Annotated in this window: 18 protein-coding genes and 1 riboswitch; of the genes, 5 read left to right on the top strand and 13 right to left on the bottom strand. The window is 70.5% G+C overall.

The window, feature by feature from the left end:
* Positions 1-16: 16 nt before the first annotated feature.
* The 6 genes from ACT3SQ_RS12010 to glgP all read right to left on the bottom strand — a co-directional run bounded on the left by ACT3SQ_RS12010 (position 17) and on the right by glgP (position 8,518).
* On the bottom strand, positions 17-658 hold the full coding sequence (locus tag ACT3SQ_RS12010) for a thiamine phosphate synthase (protein ID WP_441444148.1): 642 nt from the start codon (positions 656-658) through the stop codon (positions 17-19).
* Complete coding sequence (thiM, locus tag ACT3SQ_RS12005; protein WP_441444149.1) at positions 655-1,431, bottom strand: hydroxyethylthiazole kinase; 777 nt, start codon at positions 1,429-1,431, stop codon at positions 655-657. The genes ACT3SQ_RS12010 and thiM overlap by 4 nt, the downstream gene beginning before the upstream one ends.
* A complete protein-coding gene (locus ACT3SQ_RS12000; RefSeq protein ID WP_444601155.1) occupies positions 1,428-2,816 on the bottom strand; it encodes an MFS transporter in 1,389 nt (462 codons plus the stop codon). Before ACT3SQ_RS12000 ends, thiM begins: the two co-directional genes overlap by 4 nt.
* On the bottom strand, positions 2,813-4,447 hold the full coding sequence (locus ACT3SQ_RS11995; RefSeq protein ID WP_441444151.1) for a bifunctional hydroxymethylpyrimidine kinase/phosphomethylpyrimidine kinase: 1,635 nt from the start codon (positions 4,445-4,447) through the stop codon (positions 2,813-2,815). The genes ACT3SQ_RS12000 and ACT3SQ_RS11995 overlap by 4 nt, the downstream gene beginning before the upstream one ends.
* Positions 4,439-4,532: riboswitch (TPP riboswitch) on the bottom strand. (Overlaps the previous gene by 9 nt.)
* A 64-nt stretch (positions 4,533-4,596) precedes the next feature.
* A complete protein-coding gene (locus ACT3SQ_RS11990; RefSeq protein ID WP_441444152.1) occupies positions 4,597-5,916 on the bottom strand; it encodes an extracellular solute-binding protein in 1,320 nt (439 codons plus the stop codon).
* Positions 5,917-5,953: 37 nt separating this feature from the next.
* Positions 5,954-8,518: an alpha-glucan family phosphorylase gene (gene glgP, locus ACT3SQ_RS11985; RefSeq protein WP_441444153.1), complete on the bottom strand. Its 2,565-nt coding sequence runs from the start codon at positions 8,516-8,518 to the stop codon at positions 5,954-5,956.
* Between the two features lie 299 nt (positions 8,519-8,817).
* On the opposite strand from glgP, the gene ACT3SQ_RS11980 reads away from it, so the two are divergent.
* Positions 8,818-10,374, top strand: coding sequence for an RNA polymerase sigma factor (locus ACT3SQ_RS11980; protein WP_441444154.1), 1,557 nt, complete (start codon positions 8,818-8,820; stop codon positions 10,372-10,374).
* 82 nt (positions 10,375-10,456) lie between these two features.
* Here the strand turns inward: ACT3SQ_RS11980 and ettA are convergent, their stop codons facing one another.
* The 3 genes from ettA to ACT3SQ_RS11965 all read right to left on the bottom strand — a co-directional run bounded on the left by ettA (position 10,457) and on the right by ACT3SQ_RS11965 (position 14,240).
* Positions 10,457-12,139 carry an energy-dependent translational throttle protein EttA gene (gene ettA / locus ACT3SQ_RS11975; protein WP_442331705.1) on the bottom strand — a complete coding sequence of 561 codons (1,683 nt, stop codon included), beginning with the start codon at positions 12,137-12,139 and terminating at the stop codon, positions 10,457-10,459.
* Positions 12,140-12,417: 278 nt separating this feature from the next.
* A complete protein-coding gene (locus ACT3SQ_RS11970) occupies positions 12,418-13,110 on the bottom strand; it encodes an HAD family hydrolase (RefSeq protein WP_441444156.1) in 693 nt (230 codons plus the stop codon).
* Positions 13,107-14,240, bottom strand: a complete 1,134-nt coding sequence (locus ACT3SQ_RS11965) for a YlbL family protein (protein WP_441444157.1) — start codon at positions 14,238-14,240, stop codon at positions 13,107-13,109. Before ACT3SQ_RS11965 ends, ACT3SQ_RS11970 begins: the two co-directional genes overlap by 4 nt.
* A gap of 101 nt (positions 14,241-14,341) precedes the next feature.
* Between ACT3SQ_RS11965 and ACT3SQ_RS11960 the strand changes: the two genes are divergently transcribed.
* Both ACT3SQ_RS11960 and ACT3SQ_RS11955 read left to right on the top strand, forming a co-directional pair.
* Positions 14,342-16,030 (top strand): zinc-dependent metalloprotease, encoded by a 1,689-nt coding sequence (locus ACT3SQ_RS11960; protein WP_444501744.1) that lies wholly within the window; start codon positions 14,342-14,344, stop codon positions 16,028-16,030.
* Positions 16,031-16,037: 7 nt separating this feature from the next.
* A complete protein-coding gene (locus ACT3SQ_RS11955) occupies positions 16,038-16,652 on the top strand; it encodes an NUDIX hydrolase (RefSeq protein ID WP_441444159.1) in 615 nt (204 codons plus the stop codon).
* Here the strand turns inward: ACT3SQ_RS11955 and ACT3SQ_RS11950 are convergent.
* Positions 16,628-17,368: a M48 metallopeptidase family protein gene (locus tag ACT3SQ_RS11950; RefSeq protein ID WP_441444160.1), complete on the bottom strand. Its 741-nt coding sequence runs from the start codon at positions 17,366-17,368 to the stop codon at positions 16,628-16,630. The two genes, ACT3SQ_RS11955 and ACT3SQ_RS11950, sit on opposite strands and share 25 nt — an antisense overlap.
* A 539-nt stretch (positions 17,369-17,907) precedes the next feature.
* Between ACT3SQ_RS11950 and ACT3SQ_RS11945 the strand changes: the two genes are divergently transcribed.
* Positions 17,908-18,066: a DUF5679 domain-containing protein gene (locus tag ACT3SQ_RS11945; RefSeq protein WP_137771171.1), complete on the top strand. Its 159-nt coding sequence runs from the start codon at positions 17,908-17,910 to the stop codon at positions 18,064-18,066.
* Positions 18,067-18,291: 225 nt separating this feature from the next.
* Here the strand turns inward: ACT3SQ_RS11945 and ACT3SQ_RS11940 are convergent, their stop codons facing one another.
* From ACT3SQ_RS11940 to nudC, 3 genes are all read right to left on the bottom strand, one after another.
* Positions 18,292-18,585, bottom strand: coding sequence for a WhiB family transcriptional regulator (locus ACT3SQ_RS11940; RefSeq protein ID WP_441444161.1), 294 nt, complete (start codon positions 18,583-18,585; stop codon positions 18,292-18,294).
* Between the two features lie 321 nt (positions 18,586-18,906).
* Entirely contained in the window at positions 18,907-21,030 is a 2,124-nt protein-coding gene (locus ACT3SQ_RS11935) for an ATP-dependent DNA helicase UvrD2 (RefSeq protein WP_444501743.1), read from the bottom strand.
* Positions 21,031-21,109: 79 nt separating this feature from the next.
* Positions 21,110-22,027, bottom strand: a complete 918-nt coding sequence (gene nudC / locus ACT3SQ_RS11930) for an NAD(+) diphosphatase (RefSeq protein WP_442331702.1) — start codon at positions 22,025-22,027, stop codon at positions 21,110-21,112.
* A gap of 48 nt (positions 22,028-22,075) precedes the next feature.
* Here nudC and ACT3SQ_RS11925 point away from each other — a divergent pair, with 48 nt between their 5' ends.
* Positions 22,076-23,041 (top strand): phosphotransferase, encoded by a 966-nt coding sequence (locus ACT3SQ_RS11925; protein WP_441444164.1) that lies wholly within the window; start codon positions 22,076-22,078, stop codon positions 23,039-23,041.
* Positions 23,042-23,043 lie beyond the last annotated feature (2 nt).

The following is a 23,043-nucleotide window of genomic DNA, read 5'->3' as shown; positions in this document are numbered from 1 at the left end:
CACCGGAGCCGGTCTGTCACGGCCCGGCCGCGGTGACGACGTCCCGAGCGGCGCGCTCCGGATCGTCGGCGTCCATCAGGCCCCGCACCAGCGCGATCCCGGCGATCCCTGTCCGTGCGAGCGCCGGGACGTCCTCGACGGTGATGCCGCCGATCGCGACGATGGGGAGCCTGGTCGCCGCCACGAGGCTCCGGTAGCCGGCCAGGCCGAGGGGAGCACGACCGGAGTCCTTCGTCGGTGTGGGCCGGAACGGTCCGGCGCCGACGTAGTCCAGCAGCTCATGGAGTTCCTCCGCCCGGCGGACCGTCTCCAGCGTCCCCGTGGTCAGGCCGATGATCGCCTCCGGGCCCAGCATCGCGCGTGCCGCGGCGACTGGGAGATCGTCCTGCCCCAGATGCACGCCGTGCACCGCGGCGCCCCTGCGGCGTGCGGCGAAGGCGACGTCGGCGCGGTCATCGACCAGCACCTGGGCGGCGGGCCGCGCCTCGTGCACGGCGGCGGCGACGGCGCAGGTCAGCTCCAGCAGCTCGGTGGTCGTGGCGTCCTTGGCCCGGACCTGGATCACCCCGGCACCGCCCGCGGCGGCAGCCGCCGCGGCCTCGACCGTGCGCCGGCCAGTCCCCGAGGTCACCAGATAGCAGCGCAGATCCAGGGTCATCGTCCCACCTCGTCCAGTGCGTCCAGCAGATGCATGCGGAAGGAGCCCGGCCGGGTGGAGCAGCGCTCGGCCGTCTCTCCTGCGAGGGCCATCCAGGTCGTCGCGGCGAGCGCGGCCGTGAAGGCGTCGGGTTCGACGGCCCGGCAGGTCGCGGTCAGCGCGGCGAGCAGGCACCCGGTGCCGGTGACCCGTGTCAGCAGCTCGCTCCCCCTCGCCAGGCGGGTCCGCCGGTCGCCGCAGAGCACGAGATCGGCGGGGCCCGAGACCGCGACGGCGCCGCCGGTGTGCGCTGCGATCTGCATAGCGGCGTCCTCGGCGCTCCCGGGATCCGTCTGGGAGTCCGCGCCGCGCCCGCCACGCCCGGTTCCGGCCAGGGCGAGCACCTCGGAAGCGTTCCCTCGCACCACGGAGGGGTGGGAGTCGAGCAGGGTGCGCGCGAGCGCGGTCCGCACCGGGGCGATCCCGATCGCGGTCGGGTCCAGCACCCAGGGGCGGGCATCCCGCACGGCGGCGGCGACGGTCGCCGGGATGCCGTCCATCGCGTCGGTGCTGAGGGTGCCCAGGTTGATCACGAGCGCATCGGCCAGCGTCGTGAGGGTGGGGGCCTCTTGGAGGGTCTCGGTCATCATGGGGCGTGCGCCGGCGGCGAGCAGCCCGTCGGCGACGATCCCCATGGAGACCGTCGCGGTGAGGCAGTGCACCAGCGGCTGGCGCCGGCGGACGGCAGCGAGCACGTGCGCCACCGGGGCGAGGTCCGGGTCCGTCGGGCTCATCGTGCTCCCTCCGTCGTCTGCACCGGCCCGTGCTCGCGGACCCCGTCGGCAACGGTATCGATGTCAGCGTCGACGTCCCGTGGGGAGAGTCGGGGCCCGAGCGCGGCACCGAGCACGAGGAGCCCGCCGCCCAGACTGATCAGCGCCATCACCGACCCGTGACGCCCGAGCAGCGCCTCGAGCCACGGCAGGTAGAAGGGGTAGAGCGCGGGAAGGACGAGGGAGAGGCTGTAGCCCATGCCGTAGCCGGTGGAGCGCACCTCGGTCGGGAACCGCTCGGAGAGGTACGCCGAGACCGGGCCGTAGGCAGAGACGGTGATGACCTGCAGCACGGCCGCGAGCACTGCCGCTCGGCCGAAGGACTGCGAGGTGACTGCGAGCCACCACACGAGCGGGCCGGCCACCGCAGCGACCAGTCCCCAGGCCATGAACAGGGTGCGTCGACCGGTTCGGGTCGACAGGTGACCGGCGAGCGCCATCACGACCGCTTGGGCGATGGAGGCGATCCCGATCGCCATCGAGACGCCGGTCGCGGGCAGTCCGGTGTCGGTCCCCAGTCGGCCGGTCAGCAGCAGCACCGTGGTGTTGGTGAGCAGCCAGAGCCCCGTCATGAGGAGGAAGACCTGCCAGAACGACGAGGCCCAGCGGCCGGTGAGCAGATCCCGCAGGCCCGCTCGTGGGCGCACCGACGTGGTCCGGGCCCGTCGGTGGAAGACCGGGGCGTCGGTGACCTGGCGGCTGTAGTAGATCAGCATGCCGATCGAGGCCAGTGCTCCGAGCACGAAGAGCAGCCTCCACCCCCACGCCGCGTAGGCATCGGGGCCCAGCATCATCAGCAGCATCGCCACCGAGAAGGCGATGCTCGCCTGCGCCCACGGCGCCATCGAGAGGATCAATCCGCTCATGAGGCCGCGCCGTCGGGGCCGGGACCATTCCATGGCGAGCGGGATGGCAGCCGAGTACTCCCCCGCCACGAAGATTCCGCCGAGGAACCTCAGCGCGAGGATGAGGGCGATCGTCCCCGCACCGAGGATCTCGTGGGTGGGCGTCATGGCGATCGCCAGCGCACAGGCGGCGGTTCCGGCGATCGCGACCCGGGTGGTGCGGGTGCGCCCGAGACGATCCGAGATGCGCCCGAACACGATCCCGCCGACGGGCCGCCCGAACAGCATCGCGACGACGATCAGGGACCCCGTCGAAGCTGCTGCCGCGGGCCCGGCGAGCACGACCATCGCCGGGGCCAGCGCGGTCAGCGGCAGGAAGACGTGGATGTTGTCCACCCAGTTGCCCACGACGCCGGCGCGCAGGGCGGCCCGGCCGGCCGGGGGGAGGCGCTCATCGGTGGTCGCGATCGGGGTCCCCGGCAGCATATGGGTCCCGCTCACAGCGCCCCCTCCAGGATCGTCTCGTGCTGGTCCGCTGGAACCGGTGCCGCCAGGCGCAGCGCCTGGTCGAAGAACTCCAGCTCATGCCGGCTGGCGAGGAGATAGGCACGGACCGCTGCGGAGCGGACCGCTGGGGAGGCTGTGGCGAGCTCCCGTTCGACCTGCTCCAGTGCTCCTTGCGTGGCGATGACGAAGCCCGGGTCACGGTAGGTGTCGAGCCAGTCCGCATAGGGGTGATCGCTCGGGACGGAGGGCAGTGTGGCCCCCGTCTGCGCGTACAGCCAGTAGCAGGGCAGCACGGCGGCGGTTCCCACAGCACGCTCCTCCCCGAGGGTGGTGGCCAGCAGGAAGTCGGTGTAGGCGCTGGTCACCGGGGAGACCCCGATCTCCTCCTGCTCACCGAGCCGGCCACGGTGCAGCGCGGACTCGACGGTGAGGCAGCTGCTCGCACCGCGGGCCCAGAACACCTGGGCCACGACATCGGTCGAAGCGGCCGAGAGCGCCGCGAGCGCGCGGGAGTAGCGACGCAGGTACAGCGAGTCCTGGGCGAGGTAGAACGCGAAAGCGTTCGGGGGCAGACTGCCGTCGACCAGCTGACGGACGAGGTCGGACTCCGCGATGTTGCGAGCGATGGGCTCCCCCGCAGCCCACAGCGCCTGCGTCCATGGCCCGGCCGGGGCGACGGCAGGCTCGATCCGCGCCGCTGCCGGGAGCGCGGCACCGAGCGCCGAAAGGATCTGGTCCGGGGAGTCGAGGATGGGTGGGACAGCTCCCGGACCGAGCCAGGGGGTGGATTCCCCGGCGGCCTGCAGACGGCGGGCGCGGTGGGAGTGGTCCACCGGACCGTGGCCGCTCCCGACCCGCAGCGCCTCCCCGTGGGAGATGGCCTCATGCAGCCACTGGGTGGACCAGGCGAGCGCCTCCTGCGGCGACTCCCCGCTGCCCAATCGGGTGGCGAGCGCCGAAGCGAGGGAGCATCCGGTGCCGTGGGTGCTGGTCGAGCTCACCCGCGTCGAGGGGACCGGGAGGCAGATGCCGTCGGGGCCCACCCAGGTGTTCGTCACCGTCGCGGAGTCCAGATGTCCGGTCTTCACCACGACGGCGACACCTGTCCGTGCGGCCCATCCTCGGGCCTGCTCGAGGGCGGCCCGCTCATCACGGGCGCGCTCGCTCCCCGTCAGGCGTGCGAGCTCCTCGATGTTCGGGGTCACGACGGTGGCGCGCGAGCAGAAGGTGATCATGGCCTGCTCTGCGTCCGGCGCCAGGAGGCTGTCACCACTGGTCGCGACCATCACCGGATCGACGACGAGGATCTGCGGGGGATGCTCGTCGAGCCACTCGGAGACCGTCGCGATGAGCGCGGCAGTGCCGAGCATGCCGGTCTTGACCGCATCGATCACCACATCGTCGCTGACCGCGCGGAGCTGCCGGTCCAGGAACGGGGCCGGCGGGACGTGGATCTCCCGCACGCCGCGGGTGTTCTGGGCGACGAGCGCGGTGACCACGCTCATGCCGTAACCGCCTGCGGCGGTGATGGATTTGAGATCCGCGGCGGTGCCGGCTCCCCCGGAGGGGTCCGTGCCGGCGATCGAGAGCACACGGGGAATTCGGGCAGGGTACGACGGAGCCATGGAGGACATCCCTTCGCTAGTACGAACTAGATCAGGTTCCACGGGTGTGATCTCAGCGTCGTACGACGCACCCCGTGTCCGCGGCCGAGTATAGACCCAGCTCTCGCTTCAGATCTCCGTGCAGCCCTCGCCGCTCCGTCGAGCCCTGCTCAGCCCATCGCCTCCCGGGCGGCCTGCTGCGCCTCGGGGAGCGCCTCGGCGGCGGTGGCCTCGCCACGGAAGATCTTCGCGATGCCCTGCAGAGCGGTGCCGGTGGCGATCGCCGAACGATCCCCCGTCTCGGGGCGCGCCGCGGACTCGGGCGCCTCGATCACCGAGACGTCCACCCCGGCCTCCGCCCAGCTCTCCTCCCAGGCGCCGCGCAGATCGCGATGGGCCGGGATGCCCAGGCGGTTCTCCGCGAGCACGCGCTGGCCGTCCGCGCCACCGAGCCAGTTCAGCAGCTCGGCGATCGCTGCGGCCCGCTCATCCTTCTTCGCCTCGACGCCGACGGCGGCGATCGCGTGGACCAGCGGGCGGGGGCCCTGGGAGCCGGCGACGACGGGATGGATGCCCCAGTCGAAGCTGCCACCGATCTCCTCGGCCAGGGTGTGCAGATCGTAGGTGCCCGTCTGCAGCAGACCGAGCTTGCCCTGGAGGAAGAGGTTCCGACACAGCGTCGGGTCCGCGGTGGTCTCCGACCCCGCCGGGCCGAGGTGCGAAGAGGCGAGATCGGCGAGGTACTGGACCGCAGCGGTGCCCGCGTCGGAGGCGAAGGACATCGTCCCGTCCTCGTCCTGCCAGCTGCCGCCCTGAGCAGCGATGAACGGTCCCAGCACCGCAGTACGGTCGGGATGCGCACTGAAGCCGAACGTCGCCCGGGTGCCGGGGTCGAAGCCCTCGTCCCCGGGGTGGCGGCCCTCCCCGTCGACGGTGATCGCGCGGGAGAGGTCCCGCAGCGGGTCCGTCGGCGCGCCGGGGTCGAAGCTCAGCGCGGTCGCGTCACCCTTGGCCGCGGCGACCAGGCCCTCGTGCGCGACCAGGATGCTCTGCTCCCAGAGCTGGGGAACACCCCACAGCCCGTCCTCGAGCCGATAGAGGTCCGTCGCGACGCCCTCCCACCGGGAGGAGGTCTCGCCGACGATCTCGCCGATCTCGAGCAGCCGCCCGCTGGCATGAGCCTGGGCGAGGTTCGCGGTGTTCATCCACAGCACGTCGGGCAGGTTCTTCGCCGCCACGTCCAAGGGCAGCTGGGTCCAGTAGTCATCCCAGCCGAGCACCTCTACCTCGACCGCGATCCCGGTGCTGTCGGTGAACTCCGCGAGGGATTCCTCGTACGCCGCCGCTGCCGCCTCGCTCCACACCCGCATCCGCAGCGTGTCGCCGTCCTCGAGCTCGACGGACCGATCCGAGGAGCAGCCGCTGAGCGCCCCGGCCCCGGCCAGTCCCATCGCAGCGGTGGTGAGCAGGAGCTGGCGGCGGGTCGGCACGGGGTCGGGGCCTTTCAGTGGTGGTGCGGCGGGTCGCTCAGGCGGTGGCGACCAGCCCGAGCTCGGCGCGGGAGGCCAGCACCGGGTGCTGCGGCGTGACCCGCACGGTGTAGCCCACCTCGCCGGGAGCGGCGAGCGCGAAGCGTGCGGCCCAGCGGCCGTCGTCCCCGCGCTGCAGAGGGATCAGCTGAGGATCGATGATCTCATCATCCGCGCCGATCTCACCGAGCACCGCCTCGATCAGCACGTCCGTGTCGCGAAGGCCGCCCAGCTCGACGTCTGCCACCAGCGTGACCTCGGCGCCGGTGGAGACCGTCGACCCGTCGGTGCCCTCGAGGGTCACCCCGCTCACGGCGATCGCAGACCAGGCCTGCTGCACTGCGGCCTTCCACTCGGTGAACTCGCCGGCCAGCGCCGGATCCGAGGCGAAGGCGGACGCAGCCCGGGCGGCAGGCAGATAGAGGTCGGTGACGTAGTCACGCACCATGCGTGCCGCGACGATCTGCGGGGCGACCTTGACCAGCGAGGAGCGGACCTTGGTCATCCAGCCACGCTGCATGCCGCGCGCGTCACGCTCGTAGAACAGCGGGACGATCGACTGCTCGAGGATCTCGTAGAGGGCCTCGGCCTCGATCCGGTTGCGCTCGGACTGGTCGGGGACCTCCGCGGTGGGGATGGTCCATCCCGCCTCGTCGTCCTTCATCTCGTCCCACCAGCCGTCGGACACCGAGAAGGTGAGCCCGCCGTTGAGGACGGCCTTCATGCCGGAGGTGCCGGAGGCCTCCTCCGGTCGGACCGGGTTGTTCAGCCACACGTCCGAGCCGGCGATCAGCACCGAGGCCATGCGGATGTCGTAGTCGGGCAGGAAGGCGATGCGATGGCGCACGCCGTGGTCATCGGCGAACTGCACCAGCTGCTGGAGGAACTCCTTGCCGGGGCGGTCGGCCGGGTGCGACTTGCCCGCCACCACGATCTGGACCGGACGCGACTCGTCCAGCAGGATCTTCTTGAGACGCTCAGGGTCCGAGAGCATCAGCGTGAGGCGCTTGTAGGTCGAGACGCGGCGGGCGAAGCCGATGGTCAGGGCGTTGGGATCCAGGATGTGCTCGGTCCAGGCGAGCTCTGCCTCGTCGGCACCGCGGCGCAGCCACGACTCCTTGACGTGATCCCGAGCCATCGTCACGAGATCCGCGCGCAGCGCGTTGCGGGTCTCGGTGAGCTCATGGTCGGTGAGGGTCGCCAGGGCGCTCCAGTCGCTCAGCGAGGAGATGTCGACGTCGCCGAGCGCCTTCTTGTACAGGTCATCCATGTGCGCCGAGGTCCAGGTGCGGCGGTGCACGCCGTTGGTGACCGAGCCGATCGGCACCTCGGGCACGTCGAAGCCCGGGTAGAGGTCCTGGAACATGCCGCGGGAGACCGCGCCGTGGAGCTTCGCGACGCCGTTGGCGCGCTGGGCGATGCGGAATCCGAGCTGGGCCATGTTGAACACGTCCCCGCCCTTCTCGATCCCGAGGGCGAGTGCGGCTTCGACGGGCAGCGAGGGGATCAGGCGGGACAGGCCCGTCTCGTCGGCGTCGAGGTAGCTGCGCAGCCGGGAGGCGTCGAAGCGGTCGATGCCGGCCGGCACCGGGGTGTGGGTGGTGAACACGGTGCCCGCCCGCACTTCGGCCACGGCCTCGGAGAAGCTGGCCCCGGCGTCGATCCGGCGGCCTACACGCTCGAGGCCAGAGAAGCCCGCGTGGCCCTCGTTGAGGTGGAACACGGTGGGTGCCGGAGCTCCGGTCGCCTGGGCGTACGCCTCGACGGCGCGGACGCCGCCGATCCCCAGCACGATCTCCTGGACGATGCGGTGCTCGTGGTCGCCGCCGTAGAGCCGGTCGGTGATCTGGCGGGCATCCTCGTCGTTGGTCTCGAGGTTGGTGTCGAGCAGAAGCAGGGGGACCCGGCCCACCTGCGCCTTCCAGACGGCGATGGCGACCTCACGGCCGCCCGGCATCGTGACCGAGACGGTCAGCTGCTCTCCGGCGGAAGTGAGCACGGGAGAGATGGGCAGCTGCTCGGGATCGTTGTGATGGTAGTTCTCCTGCTGCCACCCGCTGGGGTCCAGCGACTGGGAGAAGTAGCCCCACTGGTAGAGCAGGCCGATGGCCACCAGCGGCACCCCGAGGTCCGAGGCGGACTTCAGGTGGTCACCGGCGAGGATGCCGAGGCCCCCGGAGTAGATCGGCAGGGTCGGGGTGATCCCGAACTCCATGGAGAAATATGCGATCGAGGAGCCGTCACCGGCGCCCTGTGCCCCGGGGACGGTGCGCTGGAACCAGCGACCGGAGTCGAGGTAGGTGCGCAGGTCACCAGCCTCAGAACGCATCTGCGCGAGGAACGTCTCGTCGCGGGCCGCCTCGGCCAGACGCCCCGCCGGGACCCGGGAGAGCATCGCGATCGGGTTCTCCCCGCTGGCGGCGAACACCTGCGGGTCGAGCGAGCGGAACAGGTCGACGGTCTGACGGCGCCAGGTCCAGCGCAGGTTCAGCGCGAGGTCGCGCAGAGGCTCGAGGACGCTGGGGAGGTCGGAGGAGACCGTGATCGTGGAGATCGGCTTCATGGCACCACGGTACCCGAGGACGTTGACAGGTCTTGCACATTTCTTGCGCTTCGGACGACGATGTTCTGCCCGCATTTTCCGCCGCCCTACCAGGGGAGATGCCCGATTGCCAGATCGTCCGACACGCAGAACTCCCTCGCTGTGCAACATTCTTGCAAGAGCTTTCCTCCCGGTGGGGCCGCCCGTTCCCGCGCCGACAGCGGCATTCGCCCCTCACCGGCGTCACTGCCTGCGACAATGGTGCGGCACCGTGGGGGACGGTGCCCCGACGACGAGAGCAGAACGCACGGAGGCGCCCGATGGGGAGCGACATACGGACCGGGGAGATGCCCGCGATCCCGGAGGACACCATCGACCTCGGAGAGCGCCTCGATCCGACGCGCACGCTGCTGCGGCGAGCAGCCGGTGGGGATCAGCGTGCCGCGGCCGCACTGGTGGACGTGCTCGGGCCCCGCATCCACGGCCTCTCCGTGCATGTGACGGGCTCCTCGGCGCGGGCGGAGAAGCTCGCCGTGACGGTGCTGCGCTCCTGCCTTCGAGAGGCCGGCGATCTCGCCGCGAGCGGGCTGCCGGGCGAGGCGGCGGTGCTGGACCGGGCCCGACGGGCCGCAGTGGCCACCAACCCCAGCGGTGACGTGCGCTCCCTGGTCGCACCGGACCTGGTCAACGACCGCACCCGCGACCGACGGGAGGTGGAGGTGCTGCGCGTGCTGCTGGAGCTGCCGCCGGCACATCGTGCGCTGGTCGAATCCGCCGCCCAGGGGCGGTTCTCCTACACGGGGCAGCCTCGCCAGCAGAACGCCGTGATCCTCTCCCAGGCACTGGATCAGCTGGTCCCCTTCGGCGGTCCGCCCGATGTGGAGACTCGAGCGCTGGCCGCACTCGATGCCCTGGCCCTCGCCGAGGAGGGTGAGCGGCTCCGACTGCGCGAGCTGACCCGGTATCCGGAGACGGCAGGGATTCATCGCCATGCCATCGAGGCCGCGGCGCGTCTCGCGCTGCTGACCACGGTCCCGCCGTCTCGCGATCTGCGCCTCGCCGTGCTCGAGGGCTTCGGTGCAGTGCGGACCGATGGCGCCAGCTCGAGTCCGCTCTCGGCCCGTCCTGCAGGCGCCGCAGAGCCCGAGCCCAGCTATCGGGGCGACTACGCCACTCCGGTGCTCGGAACCGACTCGCAGCGTCGGATGGTCGGCCCGCCGGCGATGGCGGGCGGACGCCACTCCAGCGCCGTGGAGCCACAGGACGGCTCGTCGATGGCCGCCAGCAGCGAGGCGGCTCTGCCGACGGGCGCTCCGGAGGGCGCCTCGTCCCCCGCCTTCTCCTTCCGCGCCACCGATGAGAAGCAGCGTTCGCGTCGCGACCGCCGGCGCGAGAAGCGGCGCACTGAGCAGGGGCGCCGCGGCGTCCCGTGGTTCTCCCGCACCGTCGCAGCAGCTGCAGTGGCCGCGTTGCTGGTGCTCGGCTATCTGCTGTCGGATGTCCACCATCAGCTCGAGGAGTCCGAGCGCCTCGCCTCAGCCTGGGCGAACCACACCATGACCGCCGGCGCCCAGCTGGTCCCCGGAGTCAGCGACAACGGGACCTGGCGCGCGGTCATCACCGAGGACGGCATCTCACTGCGCGCCGAAGGGGTCGTGGGCTGGGAGGACGAGGTCCTCGAGCTCTGGGGCGAGACCGATGGGGTGCAGCGCAGTCTGGGGGTGCTTGATCTCGCCGACGACGGCTCTATCAGGTTCACCACCGAGGAGAGCGATGAGCGTCTCTTCGTGACCCGCGAGATGCCCCCTGGGAATGAGTCCGGGACACCCTCCGAGCGTGTGGTGGCGAGCCTGGACCCCGCCGTCTCCGGGGTCTGATCCTTCTGAGCATGACGCCGCCCCGCTCGCGATGGCGAGCGGGGCGGCGTGTCGTGCGGGCGCGTCCGGCAGATCGTCTGTCTCAGTCGCGGGTCAGGCGGCGGTAGGTCACGCGGTGGGGACGTGCGGCGTCCTCGCCGAGGCGCTCGACCTTATTGGTCTGGTACGACTCGAAGTTACCCTCGAACCAGTACCAGTTCGCCGGGTTCTCCTCGGTGCCCTCATAGGCCAGGATGTGGGTCGCGACCCGGTCCAGGAACCAGCGGTCGTGGGAGACGACCACGGCGCAGCCGGGGAACTCGAGCAGCGCGTTCTCGAGCGAGCCGAGGGTCTGCACGTCCAGGTCGTTCGTGGGCTCATCGAGAAGCAGCACGTTGCCGCCCTGCTTGAGGGTCAGCGCGAGGTTCAGGCGGTTGCGCTCACCGCCGGAGAGGATCCCCGCCTTCTTCTGCTGGTCCGGGCCCTTGAAGCCGAACTGGCTGACGTAGGCGCGTGAGGGGATCTCGACCTTGCCGACCTGGATGTAGTCCAGCCCGTCGGAGACGACCTCCCAGAGATTCTTCTCCGGGTCGATGTTCTCGCGGTTCTGGTCGACGTAGCTGATCTTGACGGACTTGCCGATCTTCAGCTCGCCGTCGTCCAGCGGCTCGAGGCCCACCATGGTCTTGAAGAGCGTGGTCTTGCCGACGCCGTTGGGGCCGATGACGCCGACGATGCCGTTGGGCGGCAGGGTGAAGGAGAGCCCGTCGATGAGCACGCGCTCCCCGAAGCCCTTCTTGAGATCCTTGGCGTCGATGACCTGGTTGCCCAGCCGCGGGCCAGGCGGGATGGTGATCTCCTCGAAGTCGAGCTTGCGGGTGCGCTCGGCCTCGGTGGCCATCTCCTCGTAGCGGGCCAGTCGGGCCTTGGACTTCGCCTGGCGGCCCTTGGCGTTGGACCGCACCCACTCCAGCTCCTCCTTGAGGCGCTTGGCGAGCTTCTGGTCCTTCTTGCCCTGGACGTTGAGGCGCTCTTCCTTCTTCTCCAGGTAGGTGGAGTAGTTGCCCTCGTAGGGGTACAGGTGACCGCGGTCGACCTCCGCGATCCACTGGGCCACGTGGTCCAGGAAGTACCGGTCGTGGGTGACGGCGATGACGGCGCCCTCGTACTGCTTGAGGTGCTGCTCGAGCCAGAGCACGCTCTCGGCGTCGAGGTGGTTGGTGGGCTCGTCCAGCAGCAGCAGGTCGGGCTTCTCCAGCAGCAGCTTGCACAGCGCCACGCGACGGCGCTCACCACCGGAGAGGTGGGTGACCTTCTCGTCGCCGGGCGGGCAGCGCAGGGCGTCCATCGCCTGCTCGAGCTGGGAGTCGAGGTCCCAGCCGTTGGCGGCGTCGATGTCGGTCTGGAGCTTGCCCATCTCCTCCAGCAGCGCGTCGAAGTCGGCGTCGGGCTCCGCCATCTCCTCGCCGATGGCGTTGAAGCGCTGGACCTTCTGGAACAGCTCGCCCATGCCTTCCTGGACGTTCTCCAGGACGGTCTTGGACTCGTCCAGCGGCGGCTCCTGCAGCAGGATTCCGACGCTGTAGCCCGGGGAGAGCTTCGCCTCGCCGTTGGAGGGCTGGTCCAGCCCCGCCATGATCTTCAGGATCGTGGACTTGCCGGCGCCGTTGGGGCCGACCATGCCGATCTTCGCACCGGGGTAGAAGCTCATGGAGACGTCATCGAGGATGACCTTCTCGCCCACGGCCTTCCGGGCTTTGTACATGGAGTAGATGAATTCAGCCAACTCGTGTTCCTGTTCGGAGAGGGGTTCTGGGGATTCTCACCGGCGCGCCGCAGAGCGGTGCCGCACGGGATGTGTCGCACTGCCCGACTCTACCCGCATCCGGGCCTCTGACCCCCGATGGCGGGGCCGAGATTGACGCGTGCCACCCATATCGCCCGTGCGGCGCCGGATCGGTCCCCATTGCGTGCGGGTCGCACGCGCTCAGTCCAGTCGAACAGTGCAGTCGAGCAGTCCGGGCGGAAGAGCTCAGCCCAGTCGGAAGCGCTCGGTCCAAGCGCTCAGTCCAGCGGGACGCCGCGTTCGGCGAGCAGCCGGCGTGCCGTCACCGCGCCGTGCTCGGTCCCCTCGGGGTGCACATCGCCGTTGCGGGGCCAGAAGTGGGCGTCGATGCCGCGTTCCTTCGCGGCGTCCACGTTCTCCTGGCGGTCGTCGAAGTAGATGACGGCCGAGGGGATGGACACTCCCCCGGTCTCGTGGGCGAGGACGTCGAGCATCACCTCGTAGATCTCGCGTTCCGGCTTGGCCGCTCGCTCCTCGCCGGAGACAACGGCGAGGGTGAACGCCTCGAACCAGTCCGCACGGCGCACCTCCTCCGCGAAGGACACCGACGCGTTGGACAGCAGGGCCAGGCGCACCTCGTTGCGGGCGAGATCGTGGATCAGCGACCTCGACTCGGGGTCCATCCGCAGGAAGTAGCGGTTGTCCGCCTTCTGCAGCTCGGCGATCTCGTCCTCGGAGAGCTCCTCGACCCCGACGGCGGCGGCCACTGCGGCCCAGTACTCGGCGAGGGTGGTGTCCCCGCGGTCGTAGGCACCCCGTTCACGCCACAGCGCCTCCTCGAGGACCGACGGCTCGCCGCCGAGCAGCTCATGCAGGTCCGGCACCGGGTCATGCCCGGCGCTCAGCACACCCCCGTAGTCGAACACCACTGTCGGCTTCGGCGGAGTGCGGCGTCGATTGCGCTTGCTCATTCGTTGTTCACGTCCTCACAGGTGGGCAGGCCTTCGGCGCTGCCGGTCTCGGCAATGGTCTCGGTGGCGTCGAGCGCGTCCTCGAAGTCCGTCACGGCGACGACCTCGAGCCCTTCGGGTTCGTAGCCGACGACCTCGTCGCAGTTGGCGCTCGGCGCGAGGAAGAACTCGGCGTCGGACTCGTCGGCGCCCACCATCTTCTGGCGGATCCCTCCGATGGGGCCGACCGCGCCGTCCACGGCGATGGTCCCGGTGCCGGCGATCTGGTGGCCGCCGGTCAGGGCGCCGGGGGTGAGCTCGTCATAGACGGACAGCGAAAAGATCATTCCGGCGCTGGGTCCGCCGATGTCCCCGACCGCGATCTGGACGTCCATCGGGAACTCATAGCCTGCGGCGAGCACCACGCCCATCCGGGGTGATCCGTCGGCCATCTCGGAGGGGACCTCGAGGTCCAGCTCCTCACCGGCGCGCCGCACCCGCATCGGGACCGTCCCACCCTCGGGCGTGGCCCGGATCAGCTCGCGGTAGCCCTCGAGGGAGCTCGCCGTCTCGCCGCCGACGGAGACGATCACGTCCCCGCCCTCCAGGGTGCCGTCGGCCGGCGCCCCCTCCTCGACTCCCGCGATCATCACCACGGACTCGTACTCGAGTCCGAGCTCGTCCAGCGCCACGGCGACCGCACCCTGCTGGGAGGTGCTCATCGCGGCGGTGTTGTTCAGCACGGTCTGCTCGCGGGTCTGCCCCTCGGGGAACACCGCCTCCTTGGGCAGCACCATCTTGGAGCGGTCGAACCAGGCGGCGACGACCTCCACCGGAGTCACCCGGTATCCCGGCCCGCCGTCGACGGAGACCGTGGTCATCATCAGCGCGCCATCGGTCGGATGGGTCTCCGCCCCGTCGATGACCAGGATCTGCTCGCCGTCGTACTCGCCGAGCACATCGATCGCGGGCCCCGGACGCTCGATGACATAGGGCACCGGGATGAAGGAGCCGCCCAGGATCATCACGCACAGCAGCAGCAGCGAGACCAGCGCCAGCACCGGGCGTGCGAGCTGCGCGTCGTCGACGGACCGGGCGAGCAGCTTGCGCACCCTGCGGGCGGGCGACGGGGCGGTGGGGTCTTCTGTCACCCCGACATTGTGCCCCACCGTCCGCATGCTCCTCGCGGCGCGCGGAGCGACGATCAGGCGCGGTCGGTAGGCTGGGGACCCACGCACAGCTGGAGGTGGCCATGAGTGATTCCCCGATCCCGGGTGGACCCGGTGATATGGACGAGGAGGCGCTGAAGCGCTTCCTGAAAGAGACGTTCGGAGACGCCCTCCCCGAGGGTGCCCTGGACGGGTTGGACCTCTCTGCGCTCGCGCAGCAGGCCGATCTCCCCCAGGACCCCGCCCAGCTGCGGGCGGCTGCCGCCCAGATGCAGCACATGTTCGCCGCACAGGGCGATGACCCTGTGAACTGGCAGATGGCTGAGGACATCGCCCGGCGCACCGCCGCCGGGCAGGCCGGGATCCCCGGCGCCGAGTCGCCGGCAGGGACTCCCGGCGATCCTTCGCCCGGCGACACCGCGATCGCGGACCTCCGGCAGGCTGCGCAGGTGGCGCGGCTGTGGCTGGATCCGGTGATCGCGATCGACGTGCCCACCGCGGAGCTCGGCGTCTACAGCCGCGGTACCTGGCTGCATCGCACCCTTCCGCACTGGAAGCCCATCGTCGAACCGGTCGCGAAGTACATGGCCGGCGCGATCGGCGAGGCGATCGCCGCCCAGTTGGGGCAGATGGGTGACATGGGTGCTGGGATGCCACTGCCCGGTGGCGATCCGGCCGCGATGATGGAGCGGATCGGCGGGACCATGTTCGGCGTCCAGTTCGGTCACGCCATCGGCGCCCTGGCCCGTGAGGCCGCCGGCACGACCGATCTCGGGATGCCGCTGGGCCGGGACGGGGAGCCCGCCCTGGTCGCCGCGAACGTCGAGGACCTGATCTCCGCGCATTCTCTGGACCCTGCCGCTGCGCGCATCTTCCTTGCCGCCCGCGAGATCGCGCACACCGCGCTGTTCAGCGCTGCACCCTGGCTGGGCAAGGCGCTCTTCTCGGCGATCGAGGACTACTCCCGCGGAATCACCCTGGACCTCGATGCGCTCGATGAGATGGTCCGGGATCTGGACCTCTCCGACCCGGCCGCGATGCAGGCCCGGCGTCCCGAGGACATGTTCGTCTTCACCCGCCGCGCCTCGCAGGAGCGTGCTCTCGAGGAGCTCGCCACCACCCTGGCTCTGATCGAGGCATGGGTGGACCACGTGACCACCAAGGCGCTCGAGGGCAAGCTGCCTGATCTCGAGGCCCTGCGTGAGGTGCTGCGACGACGCCGAGCCGCTGGCGGGCCTGCCGAGCAGATGCTCTCGAAGACGGTCGGCATCGAGCTGCGTCCACGGCGGGTGCGCGAAGCCCTCTCCTGGTGGGACAGTGTGCTGGCCACCGAGGGTGAGTCCGGACGCGAGGCGAAGTGGGATCATCCTGACCTGCTGCCCAGCGCCGAGGTGCTCTCCGGCCGCCCGCGGGCTCCCCAGCAGGCTGCCTCCGAGGAGGAGGCCGAGGGGCTTGCACAGGTCGCGATCCCGGAGGACTTCGACGCCGAGCTGGCGAAGCTGCTTTCCGGTGATGGCCAGGAGCAGGCACCACGTGAGGATGAGCAGGGCGGGCTGCGAGGCCCCGGCCCCGCTGGCTCTGCTGGCCCTGCCGGACCCGAGGGCTCTGCCGGCCCTGCCGGACCCGAGGGCTCCGACAGCCCCAAGGGTTCCGACGGCCCCGAGGGCTCCGACGGCACGAAGGGTCCCGACGGTCGCGAAGGACCCGCCGGTCCCGAGGGAGGCGACAGTCCCGAGGGAGGCAACGACACCCCCGATGCCGAGGGGCGCTGATCATCTCGTGACTGACGCCACCAGCTCCACCAGCTCCTCCCCCGCGCTCGCAGAGCTGGACAGGGCCCGTCACGCGGTCAACGGGCCCGCGCTCGCCGCTCAGTACCTCGAGCTGCTGCAGCAGAATCCGCGGGCGCTGTACCGGGACGGCGGGCCCCGGCATCTCACCGCGAGCGCGATCGTCGTCGACGGTCCCGCCGAACAGGTGGCGCTGGTGTGGCATCTCAAGGGGCGCTTCTGGGTGCAGCCGGGCGGGCACCTCGAAGAGGGTGAGACCAGTCTGGAGATGGCCGCGCGTCGTGAGGTCTCCGAGGAGATCGGGATCGACGACCTCGAGACTCTGGGGCAGGGCCCCGCCGTGCTGAACCGTCATGGTCTCGATGCGGCGTTCGGCGCCTGCCGCGAGCACTGGGACGTGCAGTTCCTGTTCCGGGCATCGGCACCCGCCGCGGAGCTGCCGCTCACTGTGAGCGAGGAATCCGGAGAGGTGCGGTGGGTGCCTTGGCCGCTGCTCGGTGCCGGTCCGGCCCGCGACAGCTCCGCGTTGCCTGAGGGCACCGTGCCCGATCTGGCGGCGAGCCTCGAGGGCCTGGCGCCCTATCTCGCGCGGTGGAGCGGCTGAGCGGGCGCTGAGGCCCTCCTGCCCTCTCGGGCGTCGCCGTCCACGCTGCGCTCGCGGTTGTCGCTGTCGTCGCCGTCCGCGCTGTCCTCGCCGGCTTCGCCTTCCACGCTGTCCTCGCGGACGTCGCTGTCGTCGCTGCCCCCGCTGTGCCTCCAGCCCTCGCCGTCCTGCGGCAGATTCTTCGCCCAGGAGACGCCGTCGAGGAATCCCTGCGCCTTCTGCGCCTGCGGGTAGTTCGCCATCAGCGCCTTGAACTCCGGCCCATGGCCCGGCACCAGCAGATGTGTCAGCTCGTGCATCATCACCGAGCGCACCACATAGTCGGGCATTCCCTGCAGATGATGCGAGAGCCGGATCGTGCCGTCGGATGGCGTGCACGACCCCCAGCGGTGGTTCTGCCGAGTGGACCAGGTCACGGAGCTGGGATGCGCACGCCCGCCGAGATAGGCCTCACTGACCTCCCGTGCCATCGCGAGCAGCGAGGCGTCGCTGCGACGCGCCGGCGCCCGGCGAGCCTCCTTGCTGACCAGCTGGTCGACCATCTTCGTCACCCATTGACGTTCCTGGCGGGCACTGAACGTCGCCGGGATGGCGATCACCAGATCGCCTTCACGACGGGTGATGGAGACGGTGCGACGGCGGCGCGCGCTGCGCCGCACCAGCACCCGCTCCCCGCGGGGACCGGCGACATGCTCATGGAGGACGAGATCACTCATGGATCACAGCCTGGCACGTCTGCGGGGCAAGAAAAGTTCATCCACAGCTGTGCACTGCAGAAGCGCCGGTCAGACCGTTATGGCCGGGAAACATGACGGTTCCTCCACAACGGCGGCACCGTGATCGACATTCTGTCCACAGTGGGAGGAGGGTTGTCCACAATCGGTCCCCGATCGTTCTTTGACCTGCGTGGTCCACAGGCGCTAAGTTCTCCTGCACGTGGGACCCCGGGATAACTAGTAGGACGCACACGGGGAAGGTGCGCGTGGTACTGAGCGCCCCCGAGGTCCCACGGCCCTTCCAGGCTTCTTGCCGCCTTCGGGGCCTCCGATGTCGGCTCGTTGCGCGCACTTCCTCGGCTCTTCTCAGAGCCCCCTGAACCCGAAGCGCGCGACGGGCCGCCCCGATCGGGCCACACCCCACAGTCTCCTGATTCGTGCCCGGCCTTCCCGCACCATTACAGTGGAGCGGTCCCGGCGTCGCGGTGAGAGCTGCGTATCTGGGAATGTTCATCATCGACAAGCAACGAGGAGCGGATATGGCCGACGAGACCTATGCCGGAGAGTTCTACTGCGTCAAGTGCCGCGAGAAGCGAGAGGCCGAGGGCAACGTCGTCGTCTCCAACGGTCGTCGCATGGCCAAGGCCGTGTGCCCGGTGTGCGGCACCAAGCTGAACCGAATCCTCGGCAAGGCCTGACGTACCCCCTTGATCGACGTGCTGCGAGGGACGAGCGGCAGAAGCTCGGGCCGGGTCACGCCCACCTGAGCGACGTACCGCGTCCCGCAGCACCGAAGAAGGCCCCGAACCACACGGTTCGGGGCCTTCTTCGATCTCGCCGTCGTCGATCTCGTCGCCCGGCGCCCAGGAGCTGCGCCGGAACGACCGGGGCCGGCACGCCCGAGACGGCGAGGCCGGAGCCGCTCATGCGGCGTCCTGCTCCCGGTTCTTCCGGGGCCGGCCACGGCCGCGCTTGACGGCGATGATGCTGCCGCCATCGAAGATGGCACCGCCCCAGACTCCCCAGGGCTCTGCCCGCTCGAGGGCACCCTGCCGGCACTCCGCGATGAGCGGGCAGCCGGCGCACAGGGCCTTGGCCTGTTCGAGCTCTGCGGGCCGCTCCGCGAAGAAGAGGTCGGCGGCGTCCGTGTCATGGCACGGCAACATGGTCGCGGAGTCATCCGCGGGGTTCAGGAAAGTGGTCAGAAGAGTAGTCATCGTCTCGCTGCTTAGAAGTCCGTCGGGAAGGACGTGCCCGGTGGGGGCGGGGGGTGCGGCGGCGGTGCCGCACCGGCAGCGAGGGAAGGCCTCGTCAGCTCAGGCTGGGCACCGCGGGGGCATTGCCCCGTTCGCGCTGCAGAAGGGAGGGCGCGCCCGTGGGGCGCAGTCCTGCTCCTGCAAGATTCCAAGTGCTGTTCACAGAGGCCACCCCCTTTCGTAAGCGCGCGTCCCGGTGTCCCGGACCACGACGTGGACGATTGACATGGATGACTCTACACCTCACGCCAGGATCGCAAAAGTATTTTTTGACCTGCAGTTTCAGTCTTTTTCGGAGGGCGCTCCGAGCAGGTCGAGCAGGTCGTCGCCGAAGCTCGCGACCTTCCCGGGCCCGATTCCGGGAACGGCCAGCAGCTCCTGTTCGGAGCGCGGCGCCCTCTCGGCGACCGCTTCGAGGGCGGCGTCGGTGAGGATCGCGTAGGGCGGGGTGCCGCGCAGACGGGCCTGGTCACGGCGCCAGCTGCGCAGCGCGGTGAGCAACCCCTCCCCTGCGGGCGAGGGACAGCCGTCATGCCGTCCGCGACGCTGCTCCTTCGGGGTCACGAGACCCTGCCCGCACACCCGGCATTCCGCATAGACGGTGGCGGTGCGGCGACCGGTGCGGCGGGCCGCGGTCCCGGGGGCCGTCTTCGGCGCATCGGGATGGTCAAGGACCCCGTCGAGGAAGCGTGAGGTCTTGCGTGAGCCGCGCGCTCCGGGGGTGCGTGCGGCGGACCAGCTCACCGTGAGCAGGTCGCGGGCCCGGGTGAGGGCGACGTAGAACAATCGCCGCTCCTCCTCCACCTCAGCGGGGGTCTTCGCCATCGAGATCGGGAGCAGCCCGTCGCTCGCGCCGACCACGAACACCACCGGCCATTCCAGGCCCTTCGCAGCATGCACCGATGCCAGGGTCACCCCGTCCACGACCGGCGCGGCCTGGGACTCCGCCCGCTCCTCGAGCTCGCGGACCACGTCGGTCATGGTGGTGCCGGGCCGTGCGGTGATGGTGTCGGTGAGACCCACCAGGGCGTTCAGCGAGTCCCAGCGGTCGCGGATCGCCCCGGTGGTCTCCGGGGCGGCCGGCGCCCAGCCCTGCTGGGAGAGGATGTCGCGCACGGCACGGGCCGGGTCGAGCTGCTCGACGCGGGCGGCGGCGCGCAGGGACACCATGGCGCGGCGCACCTCCTGGCGTTCGAAGAAGCGGTCCCCTCCGCGCACCAGGTATCCGATGCCGCGGAAGGTCAGCGCCTGCTCGAGCGCCTCGGACTGGCTGTTGGTGCGGAACAGGATCGCGATCTCGGAGGCGGGCCTGCCCCCAGCCACCAGATCGGAGATCCGATCTGCGATGCCGTCGGCCTCGGCAGGGTCGTCGGCGAAGGACTCCACGATCGGCGGCGGGCCGCTCTCGCGCTGGGAGATCAGGGTGAGACGGGTATCTCGGGTTCGACCCTGCGCGCCGTCCAGGACCGTGTTGGCCATCCTCACGATCTCGGGGGTCGAGCGATAGTTCCGCTCGAGCCGGATGGTGCGGGCACGTTTGAACTCCTTGCGGAAATCCAGCAGGTAGGAGGCACGGGCGCCCGCGAAGGTGTAGATGGTCTGGGCGGCGTCACCGACCACGCAGAGGTCATCCGAGGTGCCCAGCCAGAGTCGCAGCAGGGCGTGCTGGAGGGCGGAGACGTCCTGGTACTCGTCGACCACGAAGTGCTTGTACTGGCTGCGCACCTCCCGGGCGACGTCCGCGCGCTCGGTGAGGAAGCCGACCATGTGCAGCAGGACGTCCTCGAAGTCGATCACCCCGCGCTCCTTCTTCACCTCCTCGTACTGGGTGAGGATGCGCGAGATGGAGCGCGAGTCGAAGCCTGCGACGCCCGGCCGACGGGTCTGCAGGGCCGCCTCCGGATAGGACTCGGGGGTGAGCATCGAGACGCGCGACCACTCGACCTCGGCGACGATGTCCCGCAGCGCGGCCCGATCGACGCTCAGGTGCAGTCGCTGGCAGGCCTCGCCGATGCCGGCGAACTTGTTCGGCAGCAGATCCGGCATCGCCCCTCCCACCACGCGCGGCCAGAAGTGGCGCAGCTGCCGCAGCGCCGCGGCGTGGAAGGTGCGGGCCTGCACCGCGGGGACGCCGAGGTCCCGCAACCGCGAGCGCATCTCGGCGGCGGCCTTGGCGGTGAAGGTCACCGCGAGCACATGGCGCGGGTTCAGCTGACCGGTGGCGACCCCATAGGCGATGCGGTGGGTGATCGCACGGGTCTTCCCGGTGCCGGCGCCGGCGAGCACGCAGATCGGGCTGCCGAAGCTGCTCGCCACCTCGCGCTGCTCGGGATCGAGCGCGGCGAGCAGCGACTCGGCATCGGTGGGTGCGGAGGGGTCAGCGGCGGGGGCGGAATGGTCGGTCATCACCGTTCATCCTGCCAGGACCGGGTGACGGTCCGGGGGCCGCTGTGGACGGCGGGTGCCCCACACCACCTCTGGGGGCTCACCGCTCGGCGGAGCGCCCGTACCAGTCGTCGATGAGGGCACGGCCCATGGAGGCAGAGCCGGGCAGCGCGATCTCCTCCGCCTCGAGAGCTGCGGCGAGCTCCTCGCGGGTGAACCAGCGGGCCTCGGCGATCTCGTCCTCCTGCAGCGTAAGCTCGGCGGCGTTCGGAGCCCAGGCGCGGTAGCCGAGCATCAGCGAGCGGGGGAAGGGCCAGGGCTGGCTGCCCACGTACTGGACCTCCTCCACGATGACCCCGACCTCCTCGGCCACCTCGCGGGCCACCGCGTTCTCGAGGCTCTCACCGGGCTCGACGAAGCCGGCCAGCACGGAGTGGAAGCGGCTGGGGAAATGCGCGTTGCGGGCCAGCAGCAGACGGTCCTGCCCGTCGCGCACGGCCATGATCACGGCGGCGTCGGTGCGGGGGAACTGCTCGACGCCGTCCTCCTGGCAGCGCAGCACCCAGCCGCCCATCTCCGCCTCCAGCATCGCTCCGCACAGCGGGCAATGACGCATGGACCGGTGCCAGAACCCCATCGCGACGGCCGCTGCGGCCAGATCGGCGTCGTGATCGTGGAGCCTGTCGGCGACGCGTCGCAGGTCACGCAGGTCACGGCCGGGAGCGTCGAGCTCGGCGCTGGGCTCGGGCACCTCGACACCGAGCACGCGGTATCCGTCACGCCGTCCCAGCAGCACCAGCGGCTGCAGGGTCCCTTCGCGGGGATCCTCGGTCTCCAGCAGCGCGTGGAGAGTGCCGTCCTCGTCCTCGCGCAGGGCGACCGCACCGGCCCTGGTGACCAGGTATCGGGCGTCGTCCCCCGGGGAGAGGATCTCCGGGTCGCTGCGCAGCAGCGCATCGCGGTCGGAGCCCAAGAGGGTGAGCGGGGTGCTGAGGTGGGGGCCACGGATTTTCGCCATGCTCCGAGCCTACGTGGAGCGGACGCCTCGGCCGGGTACGGTGGTCGGGTGCATCGCAACTCCTATTCCCTGGCTGCCCTCTCCGCGGCGGCGGTCCCCGGGCTGATCCCGGTGAGGACCATGCCGATCGCCACCCCGGCCGAGGATCTCGACGTCGCCGGCATCGTCGGCGAGGACGGCCGACGGGTGATGATCCTCTCCCCCGCCTCGACCGCGTCGGGGATCCGGCTCGAGCGCGATCTCAAAGTGGCCGATGCTCTCGCGGGCACCCCGCTGCGCAGCGTGATCCCGCCGGTGCTCGGATTCGTGAAGCTCTCCGAGGGAGGTCGCTGCGTGGTCACCGAAGCTCCCGCCGGCCGTCCGCTGATGCTCGATGCCCTGCACGGGAGCGCGGATCTCGCCCGCTCGCTGGGACAGGTGCTGGCCCGGATCCATACCGTCCCCCGCTACGCCGCCGAAGCCGCTGGAGTCGAATCCTTCACCCCCGAGGTGCTGCTCGCCGAGCATCGCGCACGGATCGCCACCGCCAAGGCCGGCGGGCATCTCCCCGCCGCCGTCGCCCAGCGCTGGGACGCGCTGCTCGAGGACGAGGAGCTGTGGGACTTCACCCCGCAGTTCGTGCACGGGGACCTCTCGGAAGAGAGCCTGTTCATGTCCGGTCACCGCGTCAGCGCGCTGCGTGACTGGTCCTCCTCGAAGGTCGCGGATCCCGCCTCGGACCTGGCCTGGCTGATCTCCTCCCTGGATCCGGAGCGGTTCGATGAGCTCTACGGCTCGTACCGCGAGGAGCTGCCCACCTCGACCCACCCGCGGCTGATAGAGCGTGCTCAGGCGCTCGGCGAGTTCGCCGTCGCCGAATGGCTCGCACACGGTCTGGAGATCGAGGACCAGGAGATCGTCGCCGACGCCCGAGGGATGATCGCCGACCTCGATGCCGACCTCGCCCAGATCGCCCGGGACGAGGCCGAGCGCGCCTACGAGGAGATGAGCTCCCGGGAGGACGGCTCGCACTGAGC

Origin of the sequence: Brachybacterium sp. AOP42-C2-15 (assembly GCF_052377065.1) — a bacterium.
GTDB lineage: Bacteria > Actinomycetota > Actinomycetes > Actinomycetales > Dermabacteraceae > Brachybacterium.
The sequence above is the reverse complement of the archived record's forward strand: the minus strand, read 5'-3'. Positions and strand labels throughout refer to the sequence as shown.